At 72.9% G+C, this 19907-nt stretch carries 22 protein-coding genes; 12 read left to right on the forward strand and 10 right to left on the reverse strand.

Annotated features, from left to right (window positions below; all coding sequences use genetic code 11):
- Nucleotides 1-583: 583 nt before the first annotated feature.
- The 3 genes from AB0B86_RS19805 to AB0B86_RS19815 form a co-directional block, all read right to left on the reverse strand.
- Nucleotides 584-2317 (reverse strand): DEAD/DEAH box helicase, encoded by a 1734-nt coding sequence (locus AB0B86_RS19805; protein ID WP_357419083.1) that lies wholly within the window; start codon nt 2315-2317, stop codon nt 584-586.
- A gap of 179 nt (nt 2318-2496) precedes the next feature.
- A complete protein-coding gene (locus AB0B86_RS19810; RefSeq protein ID WP_357412166.1) occupies nt 2497-3141 on the reverse strand; it encodes a trimeric intracellular cation channel family protein in 645 nt (214 codons plus the stop codon).
- Between the two features lie 40 nt (nt 3142-3181).
- Entirely contained in the window at nt 3182-3400 is a 219-nt protein-coding gene (locus AB0B86_RS19815; RefSeq protein ID WP_007456912.1) for a DUF3039 domain-containing protein, read from the reverse strand.
- A gap of 88 nt (nt 3401-3488) precedes the next feature.
- Here AB0B86_RS19815 and AB0B86_RS19820 point away from each other — a divergent pair, with 88 nt between their 5' ends.
- Complete coding sequence (locus AB0B86_RS19820; protein WP_357412168.1) at nt 3489-4424, forward strand: pseudouridine-5'-phosphate glycosidase; 936 nt, start codon at nt 3489-3491, stop codon at nt 4422-4424.
- The gene (locus AB0B86_RS19825) at nt 4421-5320 is read left to right on the forward strand and encodes a PfkB family carbohydrate kinase (protein ID WP_357412170.1); all 900 of its coding nucleotides are present in this window, start codon (nt 4421-4423) and stop codon (nt 5318-5320) included. Before AB0B86_RS19820 ends, AB0B86_RS19825 begins: the two co-directional genes overlap by 4 nt.
- A 52-nt stretch (nt 5321-5372) precedes the next feature.
- Here AB0B86_RS19825 and AB0B86_RS19830 read toward each other — a convergent pair whose 3' ends face one another.
- The gene (locus tag AB0B86_RS19830; protein ID WP_357419094.1) at nt 5373-5732 is read right to left on the reverse strand and encodes a DUF3099 domain-containing protein; all 360 of its coding nucleotides are present in this window, start codon (nt 5730-5732) and stop codon (nt 5373-5375) included.
- A gap of 104 nt (nt 5733-5836) precedes the next feature.
- Here AB0B86_RS19830 and AB0B86_RS19835 point away from each other — a divergent pair, with 104 nt between their 5' ends.
- Nucleotides 5837-6136 carry a hypothetical protein gene (locus AB0B86_RS19835; RefSeq protein WP_357419096.1) on the forward strand — a complete coding sequence of 100 codons (300 nt, stop codon included), beginning with the start codon at nt 5837-5839 and terminating at the stop codon, nt 6134-6136.
- Between the two features lie 2 nt (nt 6137-6138).
- Nucleotides 6139-6450: a hypothetical protein gene (locus tag AB0B86_RS19840; protein WP_357419317.1), complete on the forward strand. Its 312-nt coding sequence runs from the start codon at nt 6139-6141 to the stop codon at nt 6448-6450.
- A 3-nt stretch (nt 6451-6453) separates the two neighbouring features.
- Here the strand turns inward: AB0B86_RS19840 and AB0B86_RS19845 are convergent, their stop codons facing one another.
- Entirely contained in the window at nt 6454-7038 is a 585-nt protein-coding gene (locus tag AB0B86_RS19845) for an HhH-GPD-type base excision DNA repair protein (protein WP_357412236.1), read from the reverse strand.
- Between the two features lie 81 nt (nt 7039-7119).
- On the opposite strand from AB0B86_RS19845, the gene AB0B86_RS19850 reads away from it, so the two are divergent.
- The 3 genes from AB0B86_RS19850 (at nt 7120) to dtd (ending at nt 10130) form a co-directional block, all read left to right on the forward strand.
- Complete coding sequence (locus AB0B86_RS19850) at nt 7120-8118, forward strand: CPBP family intramembrane glutamic endopeptidase (RefSeq protein WP_357419100.1); 999 nt, start codon at nt 7120-7122, stop codon at nt 8116-8118.
- Nucleotides 8119-8155: 37 nt separating this feature from the next.
- The gene (locus tag AB0B86_RS19855; RefSeq protein ID WP_357412176.1) at nt 8156-9640 is read left to right on the forward strand and encodes a methyltransferase; all 1485 of its coding nucleotides are present in this window, start codon (nt 8156-8158) and stop codon (nt 9638-9640) included.
- A gap of 67 nt (nt 9641-9707) precedes the next feature.
- Complete coding sequence (gene dtd / locus AB0B86_RS19860; RefSeq protein WP_357419105.1) at nt 9708-10130, forward strand: D-aminoacyl-tRNA deacylase; 423 nt, start codon at nt 9708-9710, stop codon at nt 10128-10130.
- Nucleotides 10131-10286: 156 nt separating this feature from the next.
- Here dtd and AB0B86_RS19865 read toward each other — a convergent pair whose 3' ends face one another.
- A complete protein-coding gene (locus AB0B86_RS19865; RefSeq protein WP_357412238.1) occupies nt 10287-11075 on the reverse strand; it encodes a sporulation protein in 789 nt (262 codons plus the stop codon).
- 253 nt (nt 11076-11328) lie between these two features.
- On the opposite strand from AB0B86_RS19865, the gene sigB reads away from it, so the two are divergent.
- The 4 genes from sigB to AB0B86_RS19885 all read left to right on the forward strand — a co-directional run bounded on the left by sigB (nt 11329) and on the right by AB0B86_RS19885 (nt 13743).
- The gene (sigB, locus tag AB0B86_RS19870) at nt 11329-12333 is read left to right on the forward strand and encodes an RNA polymerase sigma factor SigB (protein WP_357412180.1); all 1005 of its coding nucleotides are present in this window, start codon (nt 11329-11331) and stop codon (nt 12331-12333) included.
- A 125-nt stretch (nt 12334-12458) separates the two neighbouring features.
- On the forward strand, nt 12459-12836 hold the full coding sequence (locus AB0B86_RS19875) for a metalloregulator ArsR/SmtB family transcription factor (RefSeq protein ID WP_357412181.1): 378 nt from the start codon (nt 12459-12461) through the stop codon (nt 12834-12836).
- Complete coding sequence (locus tag AB0B86_RS19880) at nt 12833-13339, forward strand: SRPBCC family protein (RefSeq protein WP_357412183.1); 507 nt, start codon at nt 12833-12835, stop codon at nt 13337-13339. Before AB0B86_RS19875 ends, AB0B86_RS19880 begins: the two co-directional genes overlap by 4 nt.
- Nucleotides 13336-13743: a VOC family protein gene (locus tag AB0B86_RS19885; RefSeq protein ID WP_357412185.1), complete on the forward strand. Its 408-nt coding sequence runs from the start codon at nt 13336-13338 to the stop codon at nt 13741-13743. The genes AB0B86_RS19880 and AB0B86_RS19885 overlap by 4 nt, the downstream gene beginning before the upstream one ends.
- A gap of 8 nt (nt 13744-13751) precedes the next feature.
- On the opposite strand, the gene AB0B86_RS19890 is transcribed toward AB0B86_RS19885, so the two are convergent.
- Genes AB0B86_RS19890 through AB0B86_RS19900 form a run of 3 tightly spaced genes read right to left on the reverse strand, consistent with a single transcriptional unit; the run spans nt 13752 to nt 18412 of the window.
- Nucleotides 13752-16307, reverse strand: a complete 2556-nt coding sequence (locus AB0B86_RS19890) for a GNAT family N-acetyltransferase (RefSeq protein ID WP_357412187.1) — start codon at nt 16305-16307, stop codon at nt 13752-13754.
- Nucleotides 16308-16321: 14 nt separating this feature from the next.
- On the reverse strand, nt 16322-17503 hold the full coding sequence (locus AB0B86_RS19895; protein ID WP_357412189.1) for an acetoin utilization protein AcuC: 1182 nt from the start codon (nt 17501-17503) through the stop codon (nt 16322-16324).
- A 48-nt stretch (nt 17504-17551) separates the two neighbouring features.
- On the reverse strand, nt 17552-18412 hold the full coding sequence (locus AB0B86_RS19900) for a sulfurtransferase (protein ID WP_357419112.1): 861 nt from the start codon (nt 18410-18412) through the stop codon (nt 17552-17554).
- Between the two features lie 169 nt (nt 18413-18581).
- Here AB0B86_RS19900 and AB0B86_RS19905 point away from each other — a divergent pair, with 169 nt between their 5' ends.
- Nucleotides 18582-19271 carry a metal-dependent transcriptional regulator gene (locus AB0B86_RS19905; RefSeq protein WP_357412193.1) on the forward strand — a complete coding sequence of 230 codons (690 nt, stop codon included), beginning with the start codon at nt 18582-18584 and terminating at the stop codon, nt 19269-19271.
- Between the two features lie 19 nt (nt 19272-19290).
- Here the strand turns inward: AB0B86_RS19905 and AB0B86_RS19910 are convergent, their stop codons facing one another.
- Nucleotides 19291-19839: a hypothetical protein gene (locus AB0B86_RS19910; RefSeq protein WP_357412195.1), complete on the reverse strand. Its 549-nt coding sequence runs from the start codon at nt 19837-19839 to the stop codon at nt 19291-19293.
- Nucleotides 19840-19907 lie beyond the last annotated feature (68 nt).

Raw genomic sequence — 19907 nt, forward strand, 5'->3', positions numbered from 1 at the left:
CGCCCCACGCCCCACGCCCCACGCCCCACGCCCCACGCCCCACGCCCCACGCCCCACGCCCCACGCCCCACGCCCCACGCCCCACGCCCCACGCCAAGATCGTGCTCGATCCTGGTTCCAGTGGCATCCCACGACGCCGAGGCCACTACATCCCTGATGTTGCGCGATCTTGAGGCCGGGATGCCGCAGCGGGAGCGTCCGGGCACCCCGGGCAGGCGGTCCTCGGAGCGGCCCAGGGCCTGCCCAGGTGATCCACTCGGTTTCACGGGAAGCCGGGGCTTCCGTCCGGCTCGAACACCGCGTCTTCAAGAAAGCCGAGTGGATCAACAGCGAGCACGGGACACGGCCACAACAAGGTTCAGGCAGCCCGCCAGCTCGACGCCCAGCCAGCCACGCCCGCCCGCCAGCCCGGCCCAGCCACACCGTCCGCCAGCCCGGCGCCCAGCCAGCCACACCCGCCCGCCAGCCCGGCGCCCAACCAGCCCAGCGCCCAACCAGCCACACCCGCCCGCCAGCCTGGCGCCCAACCAGCCCGGAGCCCCAGCCAGCCAGCCCGGCGGGCGGCGCGCCGGGGCGGTCCGGTCTAGAGGGTCTGGACGGTGGCGATGCGTTCCTCGAGCTGCTCGATGGTCGCCTGGGCACTCGGCGGGCCACCGCAGAGCCGGCGCAGCTCGGCATGGATCTTGCCGTGCGGCTGGCCGGTGCGGTGGTGTCGTGCGGCCACCAGAGCGTTCAGTTGGCGCCGGAGCGCCACGCGACGCTGGGCGGCGCTCATGGGTGCCGGGGGCGCTGCCGTGGGCGCAGCGGCCGGCTGAGCGGCCGCGTCGGCGGTGCGGCGGCGTTGGGCGGCGAGTTGGGCGGCCTGTCGCTTGGTGAGCAGCAGGGAGACCTGGTCGGCGGTGAGCAGGCCGGGCAGGCCGAGGTATTCCTCCTCCTCGGGGGTGCCGGCCTGGGCGGCGGTGCCGAACGACGCCCCGTCGAAGATCACCTGGTCCAGCTCGGCGGTGGCCGACAGTGCGGCGAACCGCTTCTCCAGTTCGCCGCTGGCCTGGTCGTCGCGCTGGGCCCGTTCCAGCAGGTCGTCGTCGAAGCCGTCGGCTTCCTTGGGCTTGCCGAGCACGTGGTCCCGCTCGGTCTCCATCTCGCTGGCCAGGCCGAGCAGGTGCGGCACGCTGGGCAGGAAGACCGAGGCGGTCTCCCCGGGCCGGCGGGCCCGGACGAACCGGCCGATCGCCTGGGCGAAGTAGAGCGGGGTGCTGGCGCTTGTGGCGTAGACCCCGACCGCGAGCCGGGGGATGTCCACCCCCTCGGACACCATCCGCACCGCGACCAGCCAGCGCTGGTCTGACGCCGCGAACGTCGCGATCCGGGCGGACGCGCCCTGGTCGTCGGAGAGCACCACGGCGGCCTTCTCGCCGGTCACCTGCTCGATCAACTTGGCGTACGAGCGGGCGGTCTGCTGGTCGGTGGCGATGATCAGACCGCCGGCGTCGGGCATCCCGGCGGTACGCAGCACTGTGAGTCGGGCGTCGGCAGCCCGCAGCACCTGTGGCATCCAGTCTCCGGCCGGGTCCAGGGCGGTACGCCAGGCCTGCGCCACCAGATCCTGCGTCATGGGCTCACCGAGGCGGGCGGCCAGCTCCTCCCCCGCGTTGGTCCGCCACCGGGTCTCCCCCGAGTACGCCAGGAAGAGCACCGGTCGGACCACGCCGTCGCGCAGCGCGTCGGCGTATCCGTACACGGAGTCGGCGCGCGAGCGCAGCAGCCCGTCGCCGCCCCGCTCGTAGCTGACGAACGGGATCGGGTTGTCGTCGGAGCGGAACGGGGTCCCGGTGAGCATCAGCCGGCGTACGGCGGGTTCGAAGGCGTTCTTCACGCCGTCGCCCCAGGACCGGGAGTCGCCCGCGTGGTGGATCTCGTCGAGGATGACCAGGGTGCGCCGGGTCATGGTGCGCCGGCGGTGCACCTGCGGGGCCATCCCCACCTGCGCGTAGGTGACGACCGCGCCGTGGAAGTCGGCCGCGGAGTGCAGGTCGGCGTTGCGGAAGGCGGCGTCCAGTTGGATGCCCACCCGGGCCGCGGCGTCGGACCACTGGTTCTTCAGGTGCTCGGTCGGGGCGACCACGGTGACCGCCTCGATGGTGCCGTCGGCGAGCAGCTCGGCCGCGATCCGCAGGGCGAAGGTGGTCTTTCCGGCACCTGGCGTGGCGACTGCGGTGAAGTCGTCGGTACGCCGACGCAGGTACTCCACCAGGGCCTTGCGCTGCCAGGCGCGTAGTGCCGGGAACGTCTCGAGCACCGGCGTCCGGGCTGCCACGCGAAGCTCCTCTCCGACCGCACTATCGCGGACCCCGGGCGAGGGCCACGAGTCCCGCCGCCCATGAAAACGCCTCCGCGCAGTAACTGCCGCGAAGGCCGACTCAGCATAACCAGCGCCGGCCCCACGGCCCAGGCGACGCCCCGCCTGTCACATCTGTCACCCCCCGATGAGGGGTGTCACCACTCGGGGTCACCGGTGCGCGGCGGGCGCAGCGTCGCCACCGGCGCCGACCAGCGTCGACGCAGTGCGATCAGGCGTAGCCCGAAGGCCAGGACGGCGGCGGCGGTGAGCGGCGCGGGTCCGGCCTGCCCGCTGACGTAGAGCAGCGCCACCGTGACCGACCCGGCCAGCGCGGCCAGCGCGTAGATCTCCCGGCGCAGCACGACCGGGATCTCGGCGGTGAGCAGGTCGCGGGCGAGCCCGCCGCCGATCGCGGTGAGCATGCCGATGAGGCAGGCGCCGACGGCCGGCACCCCGGCGTCGAGCGCCTTGAGCGTGCCGGTGACGGTGAACAGCGCGAGGCCCGCCGCGTCCAGCACCAGCACGGTGCTGCGCAGTCGGGCCAGTTGTGGGTGCAGCCAGAAGACGGCAAGCGCGGTGGTCGCGGCGGTGGCAACGTACCGCCAGTCGGCGAAGGCCAGCGGCGGGACCTCGTCGATGACCAGGTCCCGGAAGATCCCACCGCCGAGGGCGGCCACGAAGCCGACGAACGCGACGCCGAACAGGTCCAGCCGTTTGGCCACCGCCGCCGACGCGCCGGAGGCGGCGAACACCGCGACGCCGGTCAGGTCGGCGAGGAGCAGGGCGGTGGAGGTGGTCACCGCCGCAGGCTACGTCGCCGGCCGGGACGCCGGCCGAAATTCACTCGCGGTACGAGTCGTAGATCTCCTTGCACTTGGGGCAGACCGGCGAACCCGGCTTGGCCGCCTTGGTGACCGGGAACGTCTCGCCACAGAGCGCGACGACGAAGGTGCCCATGACGGCACTCTCGGCAATCTTCTCCTTGCGGACGTAGTGGAACATCTCGGGACCGGTGTCGGCGTCCTTCAGCTCGGGACGCTCGAGAACCTCTGTGCTCACGTCTGCACCTCCAACCGACAAGTTTGGCAGGTCATCACGGCCGGGTCCACCTGAGGCCAACCGGAGCCCGACCCCGTACGGTGCCAACGTGACTGACTTTCGCATCAGCTACGGCACCGAGGTCGCCGAAGCCCTGCGCGACGGCCGGCCCGTCGTCGCACTGGAGAGCACCATCGTCTCGCACGGGCTGCCCCGGCCGGAGAACCTGCGGGTGGCCAGGGAGATCGAGCAGGCCGTACGGGACGCCGGGGCCGTTCCGGCGACGATCGGAATGATCGCCGGCGAGTTGGTGGTGGGCCTCGACGACGCGCAGCTGACCCGCCTCGCCACCGTCGACGGAGTGACGAAACTCTCGGTCCGCGACCTCGCGGTAGCAGCGGCGACCGGCGTGGACGGCGCCACCACCGTTGCCGCGACAAGCGCCGTGGCCGCCGCGGCCGGGATCGGGGTGTTCGCCACCGGCGGGTTGGGCGGGGTGCACCGCGAGGCCGCGCACACCTTCGACGAGTCGGCCGACCTGGTCACCCTGGCCCAGACCCCGATCGTGGTGGTCTGCGCGGGGGTCAAGTCGATCCTCGACGTCGGCGCGACGCTTGAGCGGCTGGAAACCCTCGGGGTCGCCGTGGTCGGCTACCGCACCCGCCGGTTCCCCGGCTTCTACCGCACCGACGCCGGCTTCGATCTGGACTGGTCGGTGGACTCGGCGGAGCAGGTCGCCGACGTGATCGCCGCCCGGGACGCGCACGCGCTGCACACCGGCGGGCTGCTCGTCGCCAACCCGTTGCCGGTCGACGAACAGCTCGACCCGGAGCTGCACGACCGGACGCTCGCCGACGGTCTGGCCCTGCTGGAGCGCGACGGGATCACCGGAAAGGCAGTCACCCCGTACCTGCTGGCGCACTTCCACTCGGCCACCGAGGGCGCGAGCCTGGCGGTGAACGTCCGGATCATCCTGCGCAACGCCGACCTGGCCGCGCGGATCGCGGTCGCCGCGGCGGCCCGCAGCACCACCACCCCGAAGTGACCCGACCGGCCCGGGTGGTCGTGGTCGGGGACGTGATCACCGATGTGGTCGCCGTGCTGTCCGGGCCGCTCGCGGCCGGCTCGGACACGGCGGCCGAGATCAGCATCGGCGGCGGCGGTCAGGCGGCCAACACCGCCGCCTGGGTCGCCGCGCAGCGGGTGGACGTCACGCTCGTCGGCGCCGTCGGCGCCGACGACGCCGGGCGGGACCGGGTGGCCGAACTGGAGCGGGCCGGCGTCGACTGCGCCATCGAGCGGGTCGAGGACGTGCCGACCGGCACGGTGATCGTGTTGGCTACCGACGGCGAGCGCACCATGGTCAGCCAGCGGGGCGCGAACGTGCGGTTGAGCGTCGGGCACGTCGAGCGGGCCCTCGCGGCGGTGCCCGACGCCGGGCATCTGCACCTGTCCGCGTACACCCTCCTGGACGCCGGGTCGCGCGACGCCGGGCTGCGGGCGTTGGCCGCCGCCCGCGAGCGCGGGCTCAGCACGAGCGTCGACGCGGCCTCCGCGGCGCCGCTGCGGCGGGTGGGCGCGGCGGCGTTCCTGAGTTGGGTACGCGATGTCGACCTGCTGTTGGTGAACGCGGACGAGGCCACGGTGCTGGCCGGCGGGCTGGACCCGGCGGCGCAGGGGCGGGCGTTGTCGGCGACGGCCTGGCGGGTGGTGGTGAAGCGCGGCGCGGCCGGCGCGGTCTGGGTCGACCGCGGCGCGGCGGTCTGGGTGGCGCCGGCCCGACGGGTGGCGGTGCGGGACGTCACGGGTGCGGGCGACGCCTTCGCGGCCGGCCTGCTCACCGCCTGGCTCGCGGGTGCCACCCCGACCGCGGCGCTGAACCGCGCCACCGACCTGGGCGCGCTTGCCGTCTCCACGGTCGGCGCACGGCCACAGCCGTAACGGCCGGCGCACGGCCACAGCCGTGGGCGTCGAACCCTGGCCCGTTCGCGGGTCAGGGTTCGGCGTCGATGACCTTGTGCGGGCGCTCCTCGGCGGTGAGGCTCATCGGCGGGGTGCCGTCCTGCCGGCGGGGGTGGAACCGGTTGGCCAGCCGGTGCTCTTCCTTGGGCGGGCGGTCGTTGGCCAGCAGCACGGCCAGCCAGGGGATGAGCACCATGCCGAGGCCGCACAGCGGCAGCCACAGCCAGAGCAGTGGGACGTTCGCACTGACCAGGATTGCGCCGACGATGATGCAGAGCACCCGGATGCCCATCATCAGGACATAGCGGCGCTGGCGACTGTTGAGCTGATCGTCCTGGCTGCGCGAGGCGTCGGTGATCAGAATCGGCTGGTAGGCCTGCCGCTTCACCATGGACCTCCTCGAGGGGATTACGCCTCATCCTGTCACCGCTGGACCGTGATCAGCGAAATTCAACTCATCCCGGTGCGTGTTACGCCCGTGGTACGCTCCGCGACGTGGGCAGCAGGTTCAGCTTCACCGACGAGGCGTTGGCCAACCTGAGGGTCTACGACGTCACGCCCGGGGAAGTCTGGGAGGCGCTGCACAGCGCCCGCCGGGTCATCCGCCACCCGGGCGACGACGTCATGGTGGTGTACGCCGCCGCCCGTCGGGGCCGCCGGCTGGCGGTGCTGCTCGCCGAGGCCGATGGCACCGACAACGACTGGGACATCCTCTCCGCCCGCGAGTTGAGCGACGTCGAGTCCAAGCGCTACGACGAGGCCGTGCGGAGATCTCGGGAGACGAGGAGGCCGTGACGATGCACCGTGACGACGCGACCAAGCAGTTCCAAAACGGCGGCGACCGGATCGCCGAGTTGATCGACGAGCGCCCGGCGGTGGATCTCCCCACCCCCGACACCGACGTGCCGATGGTGAGCCGGTCGGTCCGGCTGCCGCTGGAGACCTATGAGCGGGTGCGGGCCGCCGCCGACGCCCGGGGCATCGGGGTCACCACGCTGATGCGCCAGTGGATCGAGGCCGGCCTGGCCGACCTGGACGACTCGGCGACCGTCTCGCTCGCCGATGTCCGCCGCGCGCTTGCCGCGCTGGCCCATCCCACCGCCGCCTGAGCGTCAACCCCGCGCAGCCTTGGCCGCCGCCTTCAGCTGCTGCTTGTACTCCCGTACCCGACGCAGCGAGTCGACGTCGCTGACGTCGGCCACCGACCGGTACGCGCCCGGGTCGCCGTAGTCTCCGGCCGCCTTCCGCCAGTCCTGCGGGGTCACCCCGAAGCGCTTGCCGAGCAGGGCCACGAAGATCTGCGCCTTCTGCCTGCCGAAACCGGGCAGCGCGGAGACCCGGCGCAGCAGCTCCGGCCCGTCGGCGACATCCGACCAGAGCAGCGCCGCGTCACCGTCGTAGCGCTCCACAAGCACCTGGCAGACCTCCTGCACCCGGGCCGCCATCGCCTTCGGGAACCGGTGCAGCGCGGGCGGCTGGGCGAAGAGCGCGACCAGCTCCTGCGGGTCGTACCCGGCCAACTCCGCCGCGTCCAGGTCATGGCCGAGCCGCTGCGCCAGCACGTACGGCGAGGAGAAGGCCTTCTCCATCGGCACTTGTTGGTCGAGGACCATGCCGAGCAGCAGCGCCAGCGGGCTGCGCTCCAGCAGCCGATTGGCCTCCGGGTCGATGGGCAGCACGAGCGTCATGCGGACCATCCTGCCCGGCGTACCGATCCGGGCGGACACCGACGCTCCGATCGTTTCGACAGGTGGTGCCCGTCTGCCAAGCTCGACGCCATGCTGTCGACCGCCCCGCCCGGGTCCCCGTACCATCGGCTCGGCCGCACCGACCGGCACCGCTGGTGGCGGCCCCTGGTCGCCACCGTCGCGCTGGCCGCCTCGGCGTTGGTGGTCGTCTGCCTGCTGTTCGGCGTCGCCGCCGCCGTGGCCGAGCTCACCGACCGCCCCTTCGACGCCGACGGGCTGCCGACCTTCGGCCCGATTCCGGACGCCGCGCTACTGCTCGCCTCGCTGGCGCTGCTGCTCCCACTGCTGCTCGGCGCCGCCTGGCTCATCCAGCGCCGACCCGCCGGCACGCTCTCCTCGGTGCTCGGCCGGCTGCGGTGGGGCTGGCTCGGCCGCTGCCTACTGGTCGCCACCCCGCTGGTCGTCGTCATGCTGTTCGGCGCGGACCTCCTGCTCGGTCTGACCGACGACAGTTCGATGTTCGACCCGGCAGAGATGTGGGTGGGCTGGCCGGAGTTCGCCGCCGGGCTGCTGATGGTCGTCCTGCTGGTGCCCTTCCAAGCCGCAGCGGAGGAGTACGCCTTCCGGGGCTGGTTGTTGCAGGCCGTCGGCGCGCACCTGCGCTCGCCGTGGCCCGCGATCGCCCTCCAGGCGGTGCTCTTCGCCGCCGCCCACGGCTGGGGCACCGGCTGGGGTTTCCTGGATCTGACCTTCATGGGCGTGTTGTTCGGCTGGTTGACGGTGCGAACCGGCGGGCTCGAGGCCGCCATCGCGCTGCACGTGGTGAACAACCTGACCGGCTTCGCGCTGGCGGCGGCGTTCGGCGGGCTGGCGGCCGACGAGACGATGGCCGACGCCCCGTGGCAGCTCGTCCTCGTCGACGTGCTGATCCTGTCGGCGTACGCCCTGGTCATCGACCGGCTGGCCGCGCGTCGTGGGCTGGCGACCGTCGTACCGCCAGCTCTGGTCGCGGCGGTGCCCGGCGGGCCGGTTGCCCCGAGCGGCGTGGAGCTGCGGCCACCGGGCGTCGGAGTCGAATCTCGCGGGTGATGATGGCTTCCGCAGTGCCGGCAGGCAGGATGTCGGGGTGGACGAACACGACATGCTGCTCTCCCCCGCCGGCGTCGACGCGCTGCGGACCGCGCTGATCCGGACCGGGTTCACCAGCCACGGCATCGCCGAGCGGCTCGGCGCGCAGGCGACCGCCGCGGTGGCCCGCAACGACTACCGGGCCGCGCTGCGCGCCACCGAGGACGGCGACCCGCTCGGCACGCTGATCCGGGTGTTCATCTGCGACCAGACCGAACCGGAGGCCGCGGTGGCGGCCGCGCTGACGCCACTGAGCCTGGCGGAGGCCCTCGCCGGCGGGCTGGTCGAGCGGCACGGCGACGGCCTCCGTGCCGGTGTCGACCTGGAGCCGTACGGCGAGGACTGGTGGGTGCTCGCCGACCTCTCGACGAGTGCCCGCCCGGGTCGTCCGTTGCACGCCGAGCACGTGCTCGGCATCGGCGGGGCCACCCAGACCCTGATCGGCGCGACCATGCGCCGGCCGGTCGACACCGCACTGGACCTGGGTACCGGCTCCGGCGTGCAGGCCCTGCACCTGGCCACCCACGCCCGGTCGGTGACCGCCACCGACCTCTCCGAGCGGGCGCTGCGCTTCGCCGCGACCACCGCCGCCCTCAACGGCCAGGACTGGGAGCTGCTCCGCGGTGACCTGGTCGCCCCGGTGGCCGGCCGGCGGTTCGATCTGGTGGTGAGCAACCCGCCGTTCGTGGTCGGGCCGGGCACCACCACGCACGTCTACCGCGACTCCGGCCGCGGCGGTGACGCGATCGGCGCCGAGCTGGCCGCCGCCGCCGCGGGCCTGCTCACCGAGGGCGGCACCATGCAGTACCTGGCGAACTGGGTGCACGTCGCCGGTGAGGAGTGGGACGAGCGGGTGGCCGGCTGGTTCGCCGGGACCGGCCTGGACGCCTGGGTCATCCAGCGTGAGGTGGCCGACCCGATGGCGTACGTCGACCTGTGGCTCACCGACGTCGGCGAGACCGCCGACCCGCAACGGATGGCCGCCTGGCTGGACTGGTTCGACGCGCACAAGGTGGAGGGGATCGGCTTCGGCATCGTCTCGCTGCGCCGGGGCGGGCACGCCGACCCGGTGGTCCGGGTGGAGGACCTGCGCCAGCGGGTGCAGCCACCGCTGGGCGACCAGATCGCCGCCTGGTTCGACCGCCGGGACTTTCTCCGGGTACGCGACACCGAAGCGCTGCTCGCCGAGCGCTACCGGGCCGCCGAGGGCCTCCAGCTGCGGCAGGAGGCCACAATGGGTGACGAGGGCTGGGCGGTGGACCGGCAGGTCCTGGCGCTGCCGCACGGCCTGCGCTGGACCGAGGAGATCGACCCGCTGGTGCTGGCGCTGGTCGGTGGCGCCGACGGTCGACTGCCGCTGCGTGACCAGCTGGCCCTGCTCGCCGCCGCGCACGACGTCGAGCCCGACGAGATGGCCGAGGCCGCCGCCCCGATCGTGGCGCACCTGGTCGAGCGCGGTTTCATCGAGCCGGTGACCGAGTGATGCGGGCGGCGGGCGCAGCGGCGGCAGCCTCCGCGGTGGTGGCTGGCTCCGTGGTGGTGGTTGGCTGATGCGGGCGGTGGTGCAGACCGTGGGGCGGGCCGGCGTGACAGTGGACGGCGAGGTGGTCGGCGCGATCGAGAACGGCCTGCTGGTGCTGCTCGGGGTGACCCACACGGACACCGCGCTGACCGCCCAGACGATGGCCCGCAAGGTGCACGAGCTGCGCATCCTGGACGGCGAGAGGTCCGCAGCCGACACCGGCGCGCCGATCCTGGTGGTCAGCCAGTTCACCCTCTACGGCGACGCCCGCAAGGGACGCCGTCCAAGCTGGACGGCAGCCGCCCCGGCAGCGGTCGCCGAGCCATTGGTGACAGCAGTGGTCGAGGCGCTACGAGGACGAGGAGCCACTGTCGAAACAGGCCGCTTCCGCGCCCACATGCTCGTGGAAAGCGTCAACATAGGCCCCCAAACCCTCCTCCTAGACCTCTAACCCCCGCCCCGTCCCCCTCTCCCCCGCCCAACGCCCCGTCCCCGCCCAACACTCCGTTGATCATGAAGTTATTGCCACGACACGCCGATGCGGCGGGCAATAACTTCATGATCAACAGCCTGCAAGGCGGCCGGGGGGGCCGGGGAGGGGGGTGGGTTAGGAGAAGAGGCCTCGGCGGGACAGGGACTGGCGGAGCCAGTTGTCGAGTTCGGCAGGCCAGTCGGTGCGGTCGGCGGTGGCGTGGTCCACAGTGAAGCGGCCGAAGGCGTCCCGCCCCTCGGTGAAGACACCGCCGCGCTTGTCGACCTCCAGCACCACCTGCATCTGCTGGGCGTCGGCGATGAAGGTGACCTCCAACTGGTTGATCGAGCGGGCGTACTGCGGTGCGGGATTGAACTCGATCTCCTGGTAGAACGGCAACGTCTGCCGTACCCCGTAGATGTGCCCGCGTTCCACATCGGCACTGGCGAACCGGAAGCCCAGCCGCAGCAACGCGTCGAGCAGTCGCTCCTGTGCCGGCAGCGGGTGCACCGACACCGCGTCCAGGTCACCCGTGTCCACCGCGCGGGCGACCTCCAGCTCGGTACGCAGACCCATCGTCATGCCGTGCAGGTGCTGCCCGTACAGCTCGGTGACAGGTGTCTCCCACGGCACGGCGAAGCGGAACGGGATGTCGTGGCGCTGGCCCGGCGCCAGCCGGAACGCGCCGGTGACCTGCTGGCGGTGGAACTCCTGGGTGGTGTCGTAGCCGTTGTCGCCGCTCTCCACCTCGACCCGGGTGACCAGGCCGAGGCTCACCCGGTCGATGTCGACCTGGTGGTCGCCGCCGAGCACCTGGATGCGGCCCTCCAACTGGCCGCCCGGGCGGCAGTTCGGGTTGGTCAGCACCGTTTCGACCGACGGTCCGCCGACGCCCATCGCCTTCATGAGCCGCTTGAAGACCACGCCGTCCTCCATCTGTCGTCCTCGCCGACCGGAGCCCGGCCGTCCGTCCGTCCGTCCGCAACGTAACCGTGGCGGGCAACCGCAGACCCGGACGACACACCGGACCGGCGACCCGACGCAATTCCTGTCAGGTGCCCGATCGCCTCACTCCCGTTTTACGCCCCGCCCGCCAAGCTGTGTCTCACACCGGCACCACTGGGCCGGAGACACGGCACAGACGTGGAAACGGGGAGAGACAGAGATGGTCCTGCAGATGACGGAAGACCGGACGCGCCCGGCCACCACGACCGACACCAACGGGACCGTCGAGGTCCTCGCCGACCTGGACGCCACCGACGAGCGTGGCATCTCCACCGACCTGGTCCGGGCCTACCTCAACGGGATCGGCCGGACGAAGCTGCTGACCGCCGCGCAGGAGGTCGACCTGGCCCGGCGGATCGAGGCCGGCCTGTTCGCCGACGAGAAGCTGGCAACCTGCACCCCGGTCTCCGCCGAGCTGCGAGCCGACCTGGAGCTGATCGTCGCGGAGGGCCGGGCCGCCAAGGACCACCTGTTGGAGGCGAACCTGCGGCTGGTGGTCAGCATCGCCAAGCGCTACACCGGTCGCGGCATGGCGTTTCTCGACCTGATCCAGGAGGGCAACCTCGGCCTGATCCGGGCGGTGGAGAAGTTCGACTACGCCAAGGGCTACAAGTTCTCCACGTACGCCACCTGGTGGATCCGGCAGGCGATCACCCGTGCGATGGCCGACCAGGCCCGCACCATCCGCATCCCGGTGCACATGGTCGAGCAGGTCAACCGGATGGTCCGGGCCCGCCGCGAGCTGTCGGTGACGCTGGGCCGCGAACCGACGGTCGCCGAGGTCGCCCGCGCCCTGGACGTCACCGAGATCCAGGTCATCGAGCTGATCTCGTACGACCGGGAGCCGGTCAGCCTGGACCAGGCGGTCGGCGACGACGGCGAGAGCGCGCTCGGCGACTTCGTGGCCTCGGTGGACCCGCGTACCGAACCGGGCGACGCCGCCGCCCAGGGTGAGCTCCGCAACGAGGTGAGCATCGTGCTGGCCACCCTGTCCCAGCGGGAGCAGGCGGTCATCCGGCTCCGGTTCGGTCTGGACGACGGCCGGCAGCGCACGCTCGACGAGGTCGGCCGGGAGTTCGGCCTGTCCCGGGAGCGGATCCGGCAGATCGAGAAGGTGACCCTGCTGAAGTTGCGCGCCCCGGAGCGGGCCCAGCGCCTGGAGGCGTACGCCTGCTGACGCACCCGGTTCCCAGGGAAGGCTCCGGCGGTTCGCCGGGGCCTTCCCCGCTGTCGGGGTTCTTGACCGACGGCCCCGATCCACGATACAAACCATATGGTTATGAAACCAGGAGGTTATACGTGGTGGGCACCGAACTGCTGGACGCGACCTTCGCGGCGCTCGCCGACCCGACCCGGCGGGCCATCCTCGCCCGGCTCGCGGCCGGCGAGGCGACGGTGACAGAGCTGGCGGCACCCTTCGCGATGAGCCAGCCGGCCATCTCCAAGCACCTCAAGGTGCTGGAGCGCGCCGGCCTCGTCAGCCGGGGCCGGGACGCCCAGCGCCGACCCTGCCGCCTGGAGGCCCGACCGCTGCGGGAGGCGACAGCCTGGCTCGCCGACTACCGCGACTACTGGGCGGAGAGCTATCAGCGCCTCGACGCGCTGCTCGACGAACTCCAGGCCGTCGACCGGAGCGACGCCGCCCCTCGACGCTCCCGACCGGACGGGTCGCGCGGGTGAGCGGCCTCTACGACCCGCTCGTCGTGCACACCCCGGGTGACCGGGAGATCGTGCTGAGCCGGCTGTTCGACGCACCGGCGCGGCTGGTGTTCGCCGCCTTCACCCAACCCGAACTGCTGGTCCGGTGGTACGGCGCGCACGGCTGGAGGCTTGTGGAGTGCGACGTCGACCTGCGGGTCGGCGGCCGGTGGCGGTTCGTGTCGCAGGGCCCGCAGGGTGCCCGGATGGGCCAGGCTGGGGTCTACCGGCAGATCGAGCCACCGCACCGGCTGGTCTACACCGAACTCTTCGACGACCAGTCCTACCCCGGCGAGACGCTGGTCAGTCACCAGTTCACCGAACTGGCCGGCCGGACGACGGTCACCACCACGCTGCTCTACGCCACCCCGGCAGGGCGGGACGTCGTGCTGCGCTACCCGATGACCCGGGGGTTCGGGCAGGCCCTCACCCGGCTCGCCGACCTGCTGCGCTCCACGACGACGACACGAGGAGAACGATCATGAACTGGACGTTGGAAGTGGTGATCGTCCCGGTTTCCGATGTGGAACGGGCGAAGAAGTTCTACGCCGACCAGCTCGGCTTCACTGTCGATCACGACACGGTGATCGGGGACGACGCACGCATCGTCCAACTCACCCCGCCCGGCTCCGGCTGCTCGATCGTGATCGGCAAGGGCGCCGTCCCGGAGATGCCGCCGGGCTCGCTCAAGGGACTGCAGCTGGTGGTGCCCGACATCGAGCGGGCCCGCGAGGAGCTTGTCGAACGGGGTGTGGAAGTCAGCGAGATTCAGGTGGTGGGCCGCAATCCCCGGCCGGTGCCGGACCCGCTGGACAATGTCGGGTTCGTCTTCTTCACCGACCCGGACGGCAACTCCTGGGGCGTCCAGCAGATCTCCAGCCGCGCCTGACCGGGCGTTCAGAGTCGGCGGGGGCCGGTGTCCGGGCGGGCGGCGACCCCACCTACCTGGACCTGGGCGTGCAGGACCGAGATGCCGTCGGGGCGGGCGAGCACCGGGTTGAGGGTCAGCGACCGCACCCGGGGCTGCTCGTCGGCGAGCTGACCCACCCGCAGCAACAGGTCGGCCAGGGCCGCCCGGTCGACCGGCGCGGCACCCCGGTGCCCCCGCAGCAGCGGGGCGGCCCGGGGCTCGTCGACCAGCTCGGCCGCGTCGGTGTCGGTGAGCGGCACCGACCGCCAGGCCCGGTCGCCGAGCAACTCGGTGGCGACCCCACCGAGACCGAAGCCGACCACCGGCCCGAACGCCGGATCCTCCACCAGCTCCACCACGCAGGCCACCCCGGGCGCGACCATCGGCTGGACCAGCGCGTCCGCGCCGAAGGCCGTGGCCAGCTCGGTGTACGCCCGGCGGAGAGCCGGCTCGTCGGGCACGGCGAGCCGCACCGCACCGAGATCGAGCCGGTGCCGCAGCCCGGGGTCGGCCGCCTTGAGCGCCACCGGGTAGCCCAGCAGCGCCGCCGCGTCGACGGCCGCGTCGACCGAGTCGACGGGCACCGACGGCACCACGTCGATCCCGTACGCGGCCAGCAGCGCACCGGAGTCGGTGGCGTCGGTGCGAAACGCCGCCTGCGCGGCGGCTCGGTCGACGCCGGGCACCTCGGCCACCACCCCGGGCGGGCGGCGTAGCCACTCGGCGTACCGGTGCACCCGGGCGAGTGCCCGCACCGCCTCCTCCACTCCCCCGTACGCGGGCACCCCCGGCGGCTGCCGCCCGACCAGAAACGTCGCCACTGTCGGCTTGCCCAGCGCGAGGGCCGCCGGTAGGGCGGCGCTCACGTCGGCGTCCACCTCGGTCCGCTGGCCGGGCAGCGGCGGGGCGAAGACCACCACCAGGGCGTCCACCTGGTCGTCGCCGGCCGTCTCGGTGAGCGCGGCGGCGAACTCGGCGGCACCGGCGCTCGGCCCGACGTCGCGCGGATAACCGTCGGCGACGGTGAGGCCCTGCCCGACGCAGGCGGTGGCGGCCAGGCCGGTCAGGGCCGAGGAGTTGCCCACCACACCGACCCGGCCGCCGACCGGCAACGGCTGGTTGGCCAGCAGCACAGCCACGTCGAGCAACTCCGGCACGGTGTCCACCCGGATCACCCCGGACTGGGCGAAGAGCGCGGACACCGCCACCTCGTCCGGCCCGGCGGTGTCACCGACCCCCACCGGGCGGGCCGGCGAGGCGAGCGCGACGACCGGTTTGGCCCGGCCGATCCGCCGGGCCAGCCGGGCGAACTTGCGGGGGTTGCCGAAGGTCTCCAGGTACAACATGATCACGTCGGTGCCGGGATCGTCCTGCCAGTACTGCAGAAGGTCGTTGCCGGAGACGTCGGCCCGGTTGCCGGCCGAGACGAAGCTGGACAGCCCGAGGCCACGTCGGTCGGCCTCGGCGAGCAGCGCCACCCCGAACGCGCCGGACTGGCTGAAGATGCCCACCCGGCCGGCCGGCGGCAGTGCCGGGGCGAGGGTGGCGTTGAGGCGTACCGTCGGGTCGGTGTTGGCCACGCCCAGACAGTTCGGGCCGACCACCCGCATGCCGGCGGCGTGCGCCGCGCGGACCAGCGCCCGCTGCGTGGCGGCGCCCTCCGCGCCGGCCTCGGCGAAGCCGGCCGAGATGACCACCAGGCCGTGCACACCCGCGGCGGCGGCGTCGGCGACCACCGCGGTCGCCGCTTCCGGCGGGACCGCGACCACCGCCAGGTCCACAGGTGTGCCGGCATCGACCGCCGACGGGTACGCGGGCAGACCCGCCACCGTGGACGCGCTCGGATGCACCGGCACCACAGTGCCTGTGAAACCGCCGTCGCGCAGATGACCGAGCACCGCCGCGCCGACGCCCTGGCCGGTGGCGCTGGCCCCGTAGACGACGATGCCCCGCGGGCTGAGCAGCCGGGCGATCGAACGGGCCTCGGTGCGGTGCTCCCGACCGCGCTGCACCTCAAGGGTGGCCTCGGTGGGCGCGATCGGGAAGCTCAGATGCACCACACCGTCGGCGTACTGGCGCTGGACCTGGTAGCCGAAGTCGGCGAAGACCCGCAGCATCGTCCCGTTGGCCGGCAGCACCTCGGCGACGAAGCTCATGATGCCGTTGCGGCGGGCGGTCTCGGCCAGGTGCTCCATCAGCACCGAACCGATGCCCCGCCCCTGGTAGGCGTCCTCCACCACGAAGGCCACCTCGGCGTCCGGCGCCTGCGGGCCGAGCCGCTCGTACCGGCCGACCGCGACGATCCGGTCGGCGGCCAGCACCACGAACGCCTCCCGGTCGTGGTGGTCGACTGTGACGAACCGGATCAGGTCCCGTTCCGGGATGCGCGGGTACGGCGAGAAGTAGCGAAGGTAGCGGGTGCGCTCGGAGAACCGGCTGTGCATCGCCACGATGTCCGGCGCGTCGGCTGGGTCGATCGGACGCAACTGGACGGTGCTGCCGTCGCTGAGCAGCACGTCCACGGGCTGGGTCAGGCTCGTCACCGAAACGGCCCGGCTCAGTCCCGGGGATCGTGCGGGTCGAGCCCGAGCAGTGGAAAGACCGCCTTACGGGTCGCCGCGATCGCCCGGTCCACCGCGTTCGGCTCGCCGGTCGGCTGCCACGGCTGGTACGCCGGGTCGGCGTCGTCGGTCATCCGCAGCGGCACCTCCCGGCCCAGACGACGGGAGGCGACCAGCTCCCGCCACCTTGGCGGGGTGAGCGTGGCCGGGTCGATCGGGTCACCGGTGGCCACGGCCAGCAGGTGACTCCAGGCCCGGGGCACCACCTCGACAAGCGCGTATCCGCCGCCGCCGGTGGCGACCCATCGGCCGTCGCACAGCTCGTCGGCGAGCGCCCGCATCGCCAGGTAGGTGGCCCGCTGCCCGTCCACAGTGAGGTTGAGGTCGGCGAGCGGGTCGAGCTGGTGCCCGTCGGCACCGCACTGGCTGACAAGCACCTGCGGCCGGAACGCGCGCAGCACCGACGGCACGATCGCGTGGAACGCCCGTTGCCAGCCGGTGTCGTCGACACCGGGCGGCAGCGGCATGTTCACCGCGCTGCCCGGCGCGCCCGGCCCACCGGTCTCGTCCGGGAAACCCGTGCCCGGGAAGAGCGCGAGCGGGGTCTCGTGCAGACTGACAGTGAGCACCCGGGGGTCGTCCCAGAAGATCTGCTGCACACCGTCGCCGTGGTGCACGTCGACATCCACGTACGCGACGCGTTCCGCGCCCAGGTCGAGCAGGCGGGCGATGGCCACCGCCGGGTCGTTGTAGACGCAGAAGCCGGACGCGCGGGCGGGCATGGCGTGGTGCAGGCCGCCGGCCACGTTCACCGCCCGCCGGGCGTCACCGCGCCACACCGCCTCGGCGGCGGCCACTGTCGCGCCGGTGATCAGCGCGCTGGCCTCGTGCATCCCCTCGAAGACCGGGTTGTCGGACGTGCCCAGCCCATAACCGGCGAAGAGCGGGTCGCGGGGCGCGGCCCGCACCGCGGCCAGGTAGGCCGGGTGGTGCACCCGGGTGAGCAGGGCATCGTCGGCGGGCTCCGGCTTGACCATCCGCACCCTGGGGCGATCCAGGATGCCCAGCTCCCGGGCCAGCGCGACGGTCAGCTCCACCCGGACCGGGTCGAGCGGATGGTCACCCATGTCGTAGGCGAGCAGCGACTCGTCCCACACCACCACCGTGTCGTCGGACATGAGCCCATCGTCGCACGAGGACCGTCGCCGGCCCACCGCACGCGCTGGTCAGCGCCCAGATGTCGGCCCGGAGGCGATAGGACGCGTCGGATCGGCCACCCAGTTGCTCCACGATCCGACATAGAGGGCCGCGTCGGTGCGGCCGGCCAGGTGCAGCGCGAGCACCGCCTGCGCGGCGGTCACCCCGGAGCCGCAGTACGCCCCGACGGCCCGGGCGCCGGTCACCCCGACGGCGGCGAACCGCTCACGTAGTGCCTCGGGGGTCGGGAAGCGCCCGTCCGGGCCGACGTACTCGCCGGCCGGCAGGTTGGCCGCCCCCGGCACGTGCCCGGCGACCGGGTCGATCGGCTCGACCTCGCCCCGGTAGCGGGGTGCCGCCCGGACGTCGAGCAGCACCGCGTCGTCCGCGGCGGCCAACTCGGCGGCCTGTGCCGCGTCGAGCACCGGCAGGTCGCCGGGGCGGACCACGACGTCGCCGGGGGGCGGGGCGGGCGCGTCGGTGCGGACCGGCCGACCGGCGGCGGCCCAGGCCGGGTAACCGCCGTGCAGCAGCCGCACCGGGCGGTGTCCCGCCCAGCGCAGCGTCCACCAGGCCCGCGCGGCGGCCAGGCCGTCGCCGCCGTCGTACACCACAACGGGGTGGCCGGCGCGGACGCCGGCCGCCCGCAGCGCGGCCTGCAGGGCGGCCGGGTCGGGCAGCGGGTGCCGGCCGTCGGCGCCGGGCGGCCCGCAGAGGGCGGTGTCCAGGTCGAGGTAGACCGCGCCCGGCAGGTGGCCGGCGCGGTAGTCGTCACGCCCGGGCGGACCCACGAGCCGCCAGCGGACGTCGAGCAGGGTGGGCGGCTCGGCCTGGTCAAGCTCGGCGGCGAGCCGATCGACCTCGACCAGCGGCTCCTGGGTACCGGACATGGCGACCATCCAACACCATCGGCGTCGACGGCACGCCGTTCGGCGTGGGCCGTCGGCCCGTCGTCCGAGGTAGCATCGTGCACCGGAGGGCCGCTGACGTTATGAAGTCTCACGACCTGGTCGAGACCACTGATCGTGCAGATAGCTTCGTCGCCGGAAAGGGGCGAAAGTGAACAAACACGATCTAGTCGATACGACCGAAATGTACCTGCGTACCATCCTCGAGCTGGAAGAGGAAGGGGTGCCGCCGCTGCGCGCCCGGATCGCCGAACGGTTGCAGCAGAGCGGCCCGACCGTCAGCCAGACCGTCGCCCGGATGGAACGTGACGGCCTGCTCACCGTCGAGGGCGACCGCCACCTGACCCTCACCGCGCAGGGTCGCGGCAGTGCCGTGTCGGTGATGCGCAAGCACCGCCTCGCCGAGTTGCTGCTGGTGAACGTCATCGGGATGCCCTACGAGGAGGCCCACGAGGAGGCCTGCCGCTGGGAGCACGTGATGAGCGACGCGGTGGAGAAGCGGGTGTACGACCTGCTCAACCGGCCGACCCGGTCCCCGTACGGCAACCCGATCCCGGGGCTGCAGGAGTTGGGCTCACCCACGGCGGAGACCACCGAGGCCGTCGAGAGCGAACGCAACCTGGCCTTCCCCGGCCTCTCCGGGCCGGTGGTGGTGCGCCGGATCTGCGAGAGCGTGCAGAAGGACGCCGACGTGCTGCGTCAACTGCACGCCGCTGGTGTCGACCCGGGCGCCACGGTGACCGTGGCCCAGGAGCGCGACGGAGTGTCGATCGACAGGTCGGGTGACCGGGTGCGACTGCCCCGCGAGGTCGCCTCCCGGGTCTTCGTCGCCGCCAACTGACCAACCGGCCACCCGGGCGTCACAGCGCCCGGGTGTCCACCTTCTTGGCAAGCGCGGCCAGGTCCCCGGTCATCTTCTCCGCCGCCGCACGTTCGCTGCCACGGGCACCCGTCCAGCTCAGCGTGGCCAACCGCCCGTCGGCAGCCAGCCAGCCCACCTCGGCGACCGGCCCGCGCCCGCTCGCCGCGGCGGTGGTCCGCCGGTACGCCTGCTGACCCAACCCACTGATCTTCGCCGCCTTGTCCGGCACCACGTCCGCGCCGAAGGTGGTCTTGTCGATCGTGGTCTCGGACACACTGAGCGTCAGCTCCGGCAGCACCGCGCCTCCGGCGCGCAGCACGCAGGTGTGCGTACGGCCCTGGTCGCTCGCCGCCGCCACGTCGAAGCGCACATGCACCAGCTCTTCGATCACCGCGAAGTCCAACAACCGGCAGGCGCCACCCGAGGAGGCCGCCGCCACATCCACGGCGATCGGCACCGGCGGCGGCACCGCCACCGGCTCGGCCTCGGCGGCGCAGCCGCTCACCAGCAGCCCCGCCAGCCCTCCGACCACGATCCGCCCGCGCACGCCCCACCCTCTCGCCGGTCGACGGCGGAAGGCGCCCGCCGGATGTCCGTCGGACACCGTACGGGCTG

This window comes from Micromonospora sp. NPDC049047 (assembly GCF_040649135.1).
GTDB lineage: Bacteria > Actinomycetota > Actinomycetes > Mycobacteriales > Micromonosporaceae > Micromonospora.

Excerpts from the sequence above, each read along its gene's own strand:
- AB0B86_RS19830 (WP_357419094.1), bottom strand. The coding sequence starts at position 5,732 with ATGGTGAAGCGGCAGGCCTACCAGCCGATTCTGATCACCGACGCCTCG.
- AB0B86_RS19840 (WP_357419317.1), top strand. The coding sequence starts at position 6,139 with ATGCACCGTGACGACGCGACCAAGCAGTTCCAAAACGGCGGCGACCGG.
- AB0B86_RS19845 (WP_357412236.1), bottom strand. The coding sequence starts at position 7,038 with ATGGTCCGCATGACGCTCGTGCTGCCCATCGACCCGGAGGCCAATCGG.
- AB0B86_RS19850 (WP_357419100.1), top strand. The coding sequence starts at position 7,120 with ATGCTGTCGACCGCCCCGCCCGGGTCCCCGTACCATCGGCTCGGCCGC.
- dtd (WP_357419105.1), top strand. The coding sequence starts at position 9,708 with ATGCGGGCGGTGGTGCAGACCGTGGGGCGGGCCGGCGTGACAGTGGAC.
- sigB (WP_357412180.1), top strand. The coding sequence starts at position 11,329 with ATGACGGAAGACCGGACGCGCCCGGCCACCACGACCGACACCAACGGG.
- AB0B86_RS19885 (WP_357412185.1), top strand. The coding sequence starts at position 13,336 with ATGAACTGGACGTTGGAAGTGGTGATCGTCCCGGTTTCCGATGTGGAA.
- AB0B86_RS19895 (WP_357412189.1), bottom strand. The coding sequence starts at position 17,503 with ATGTCCGACGACACGGTGGTGGTGTGGGACGAGTCGCTGCTCGCCTAC.
- AB0B86_RS19900 (WP_357419112.1), bottom strand. The coding sequence starts at position 18,412 with ATGTCCGGTACCCAGGAGCCGCTGGTCGAGGTCGATCGGCTCGCCGCC.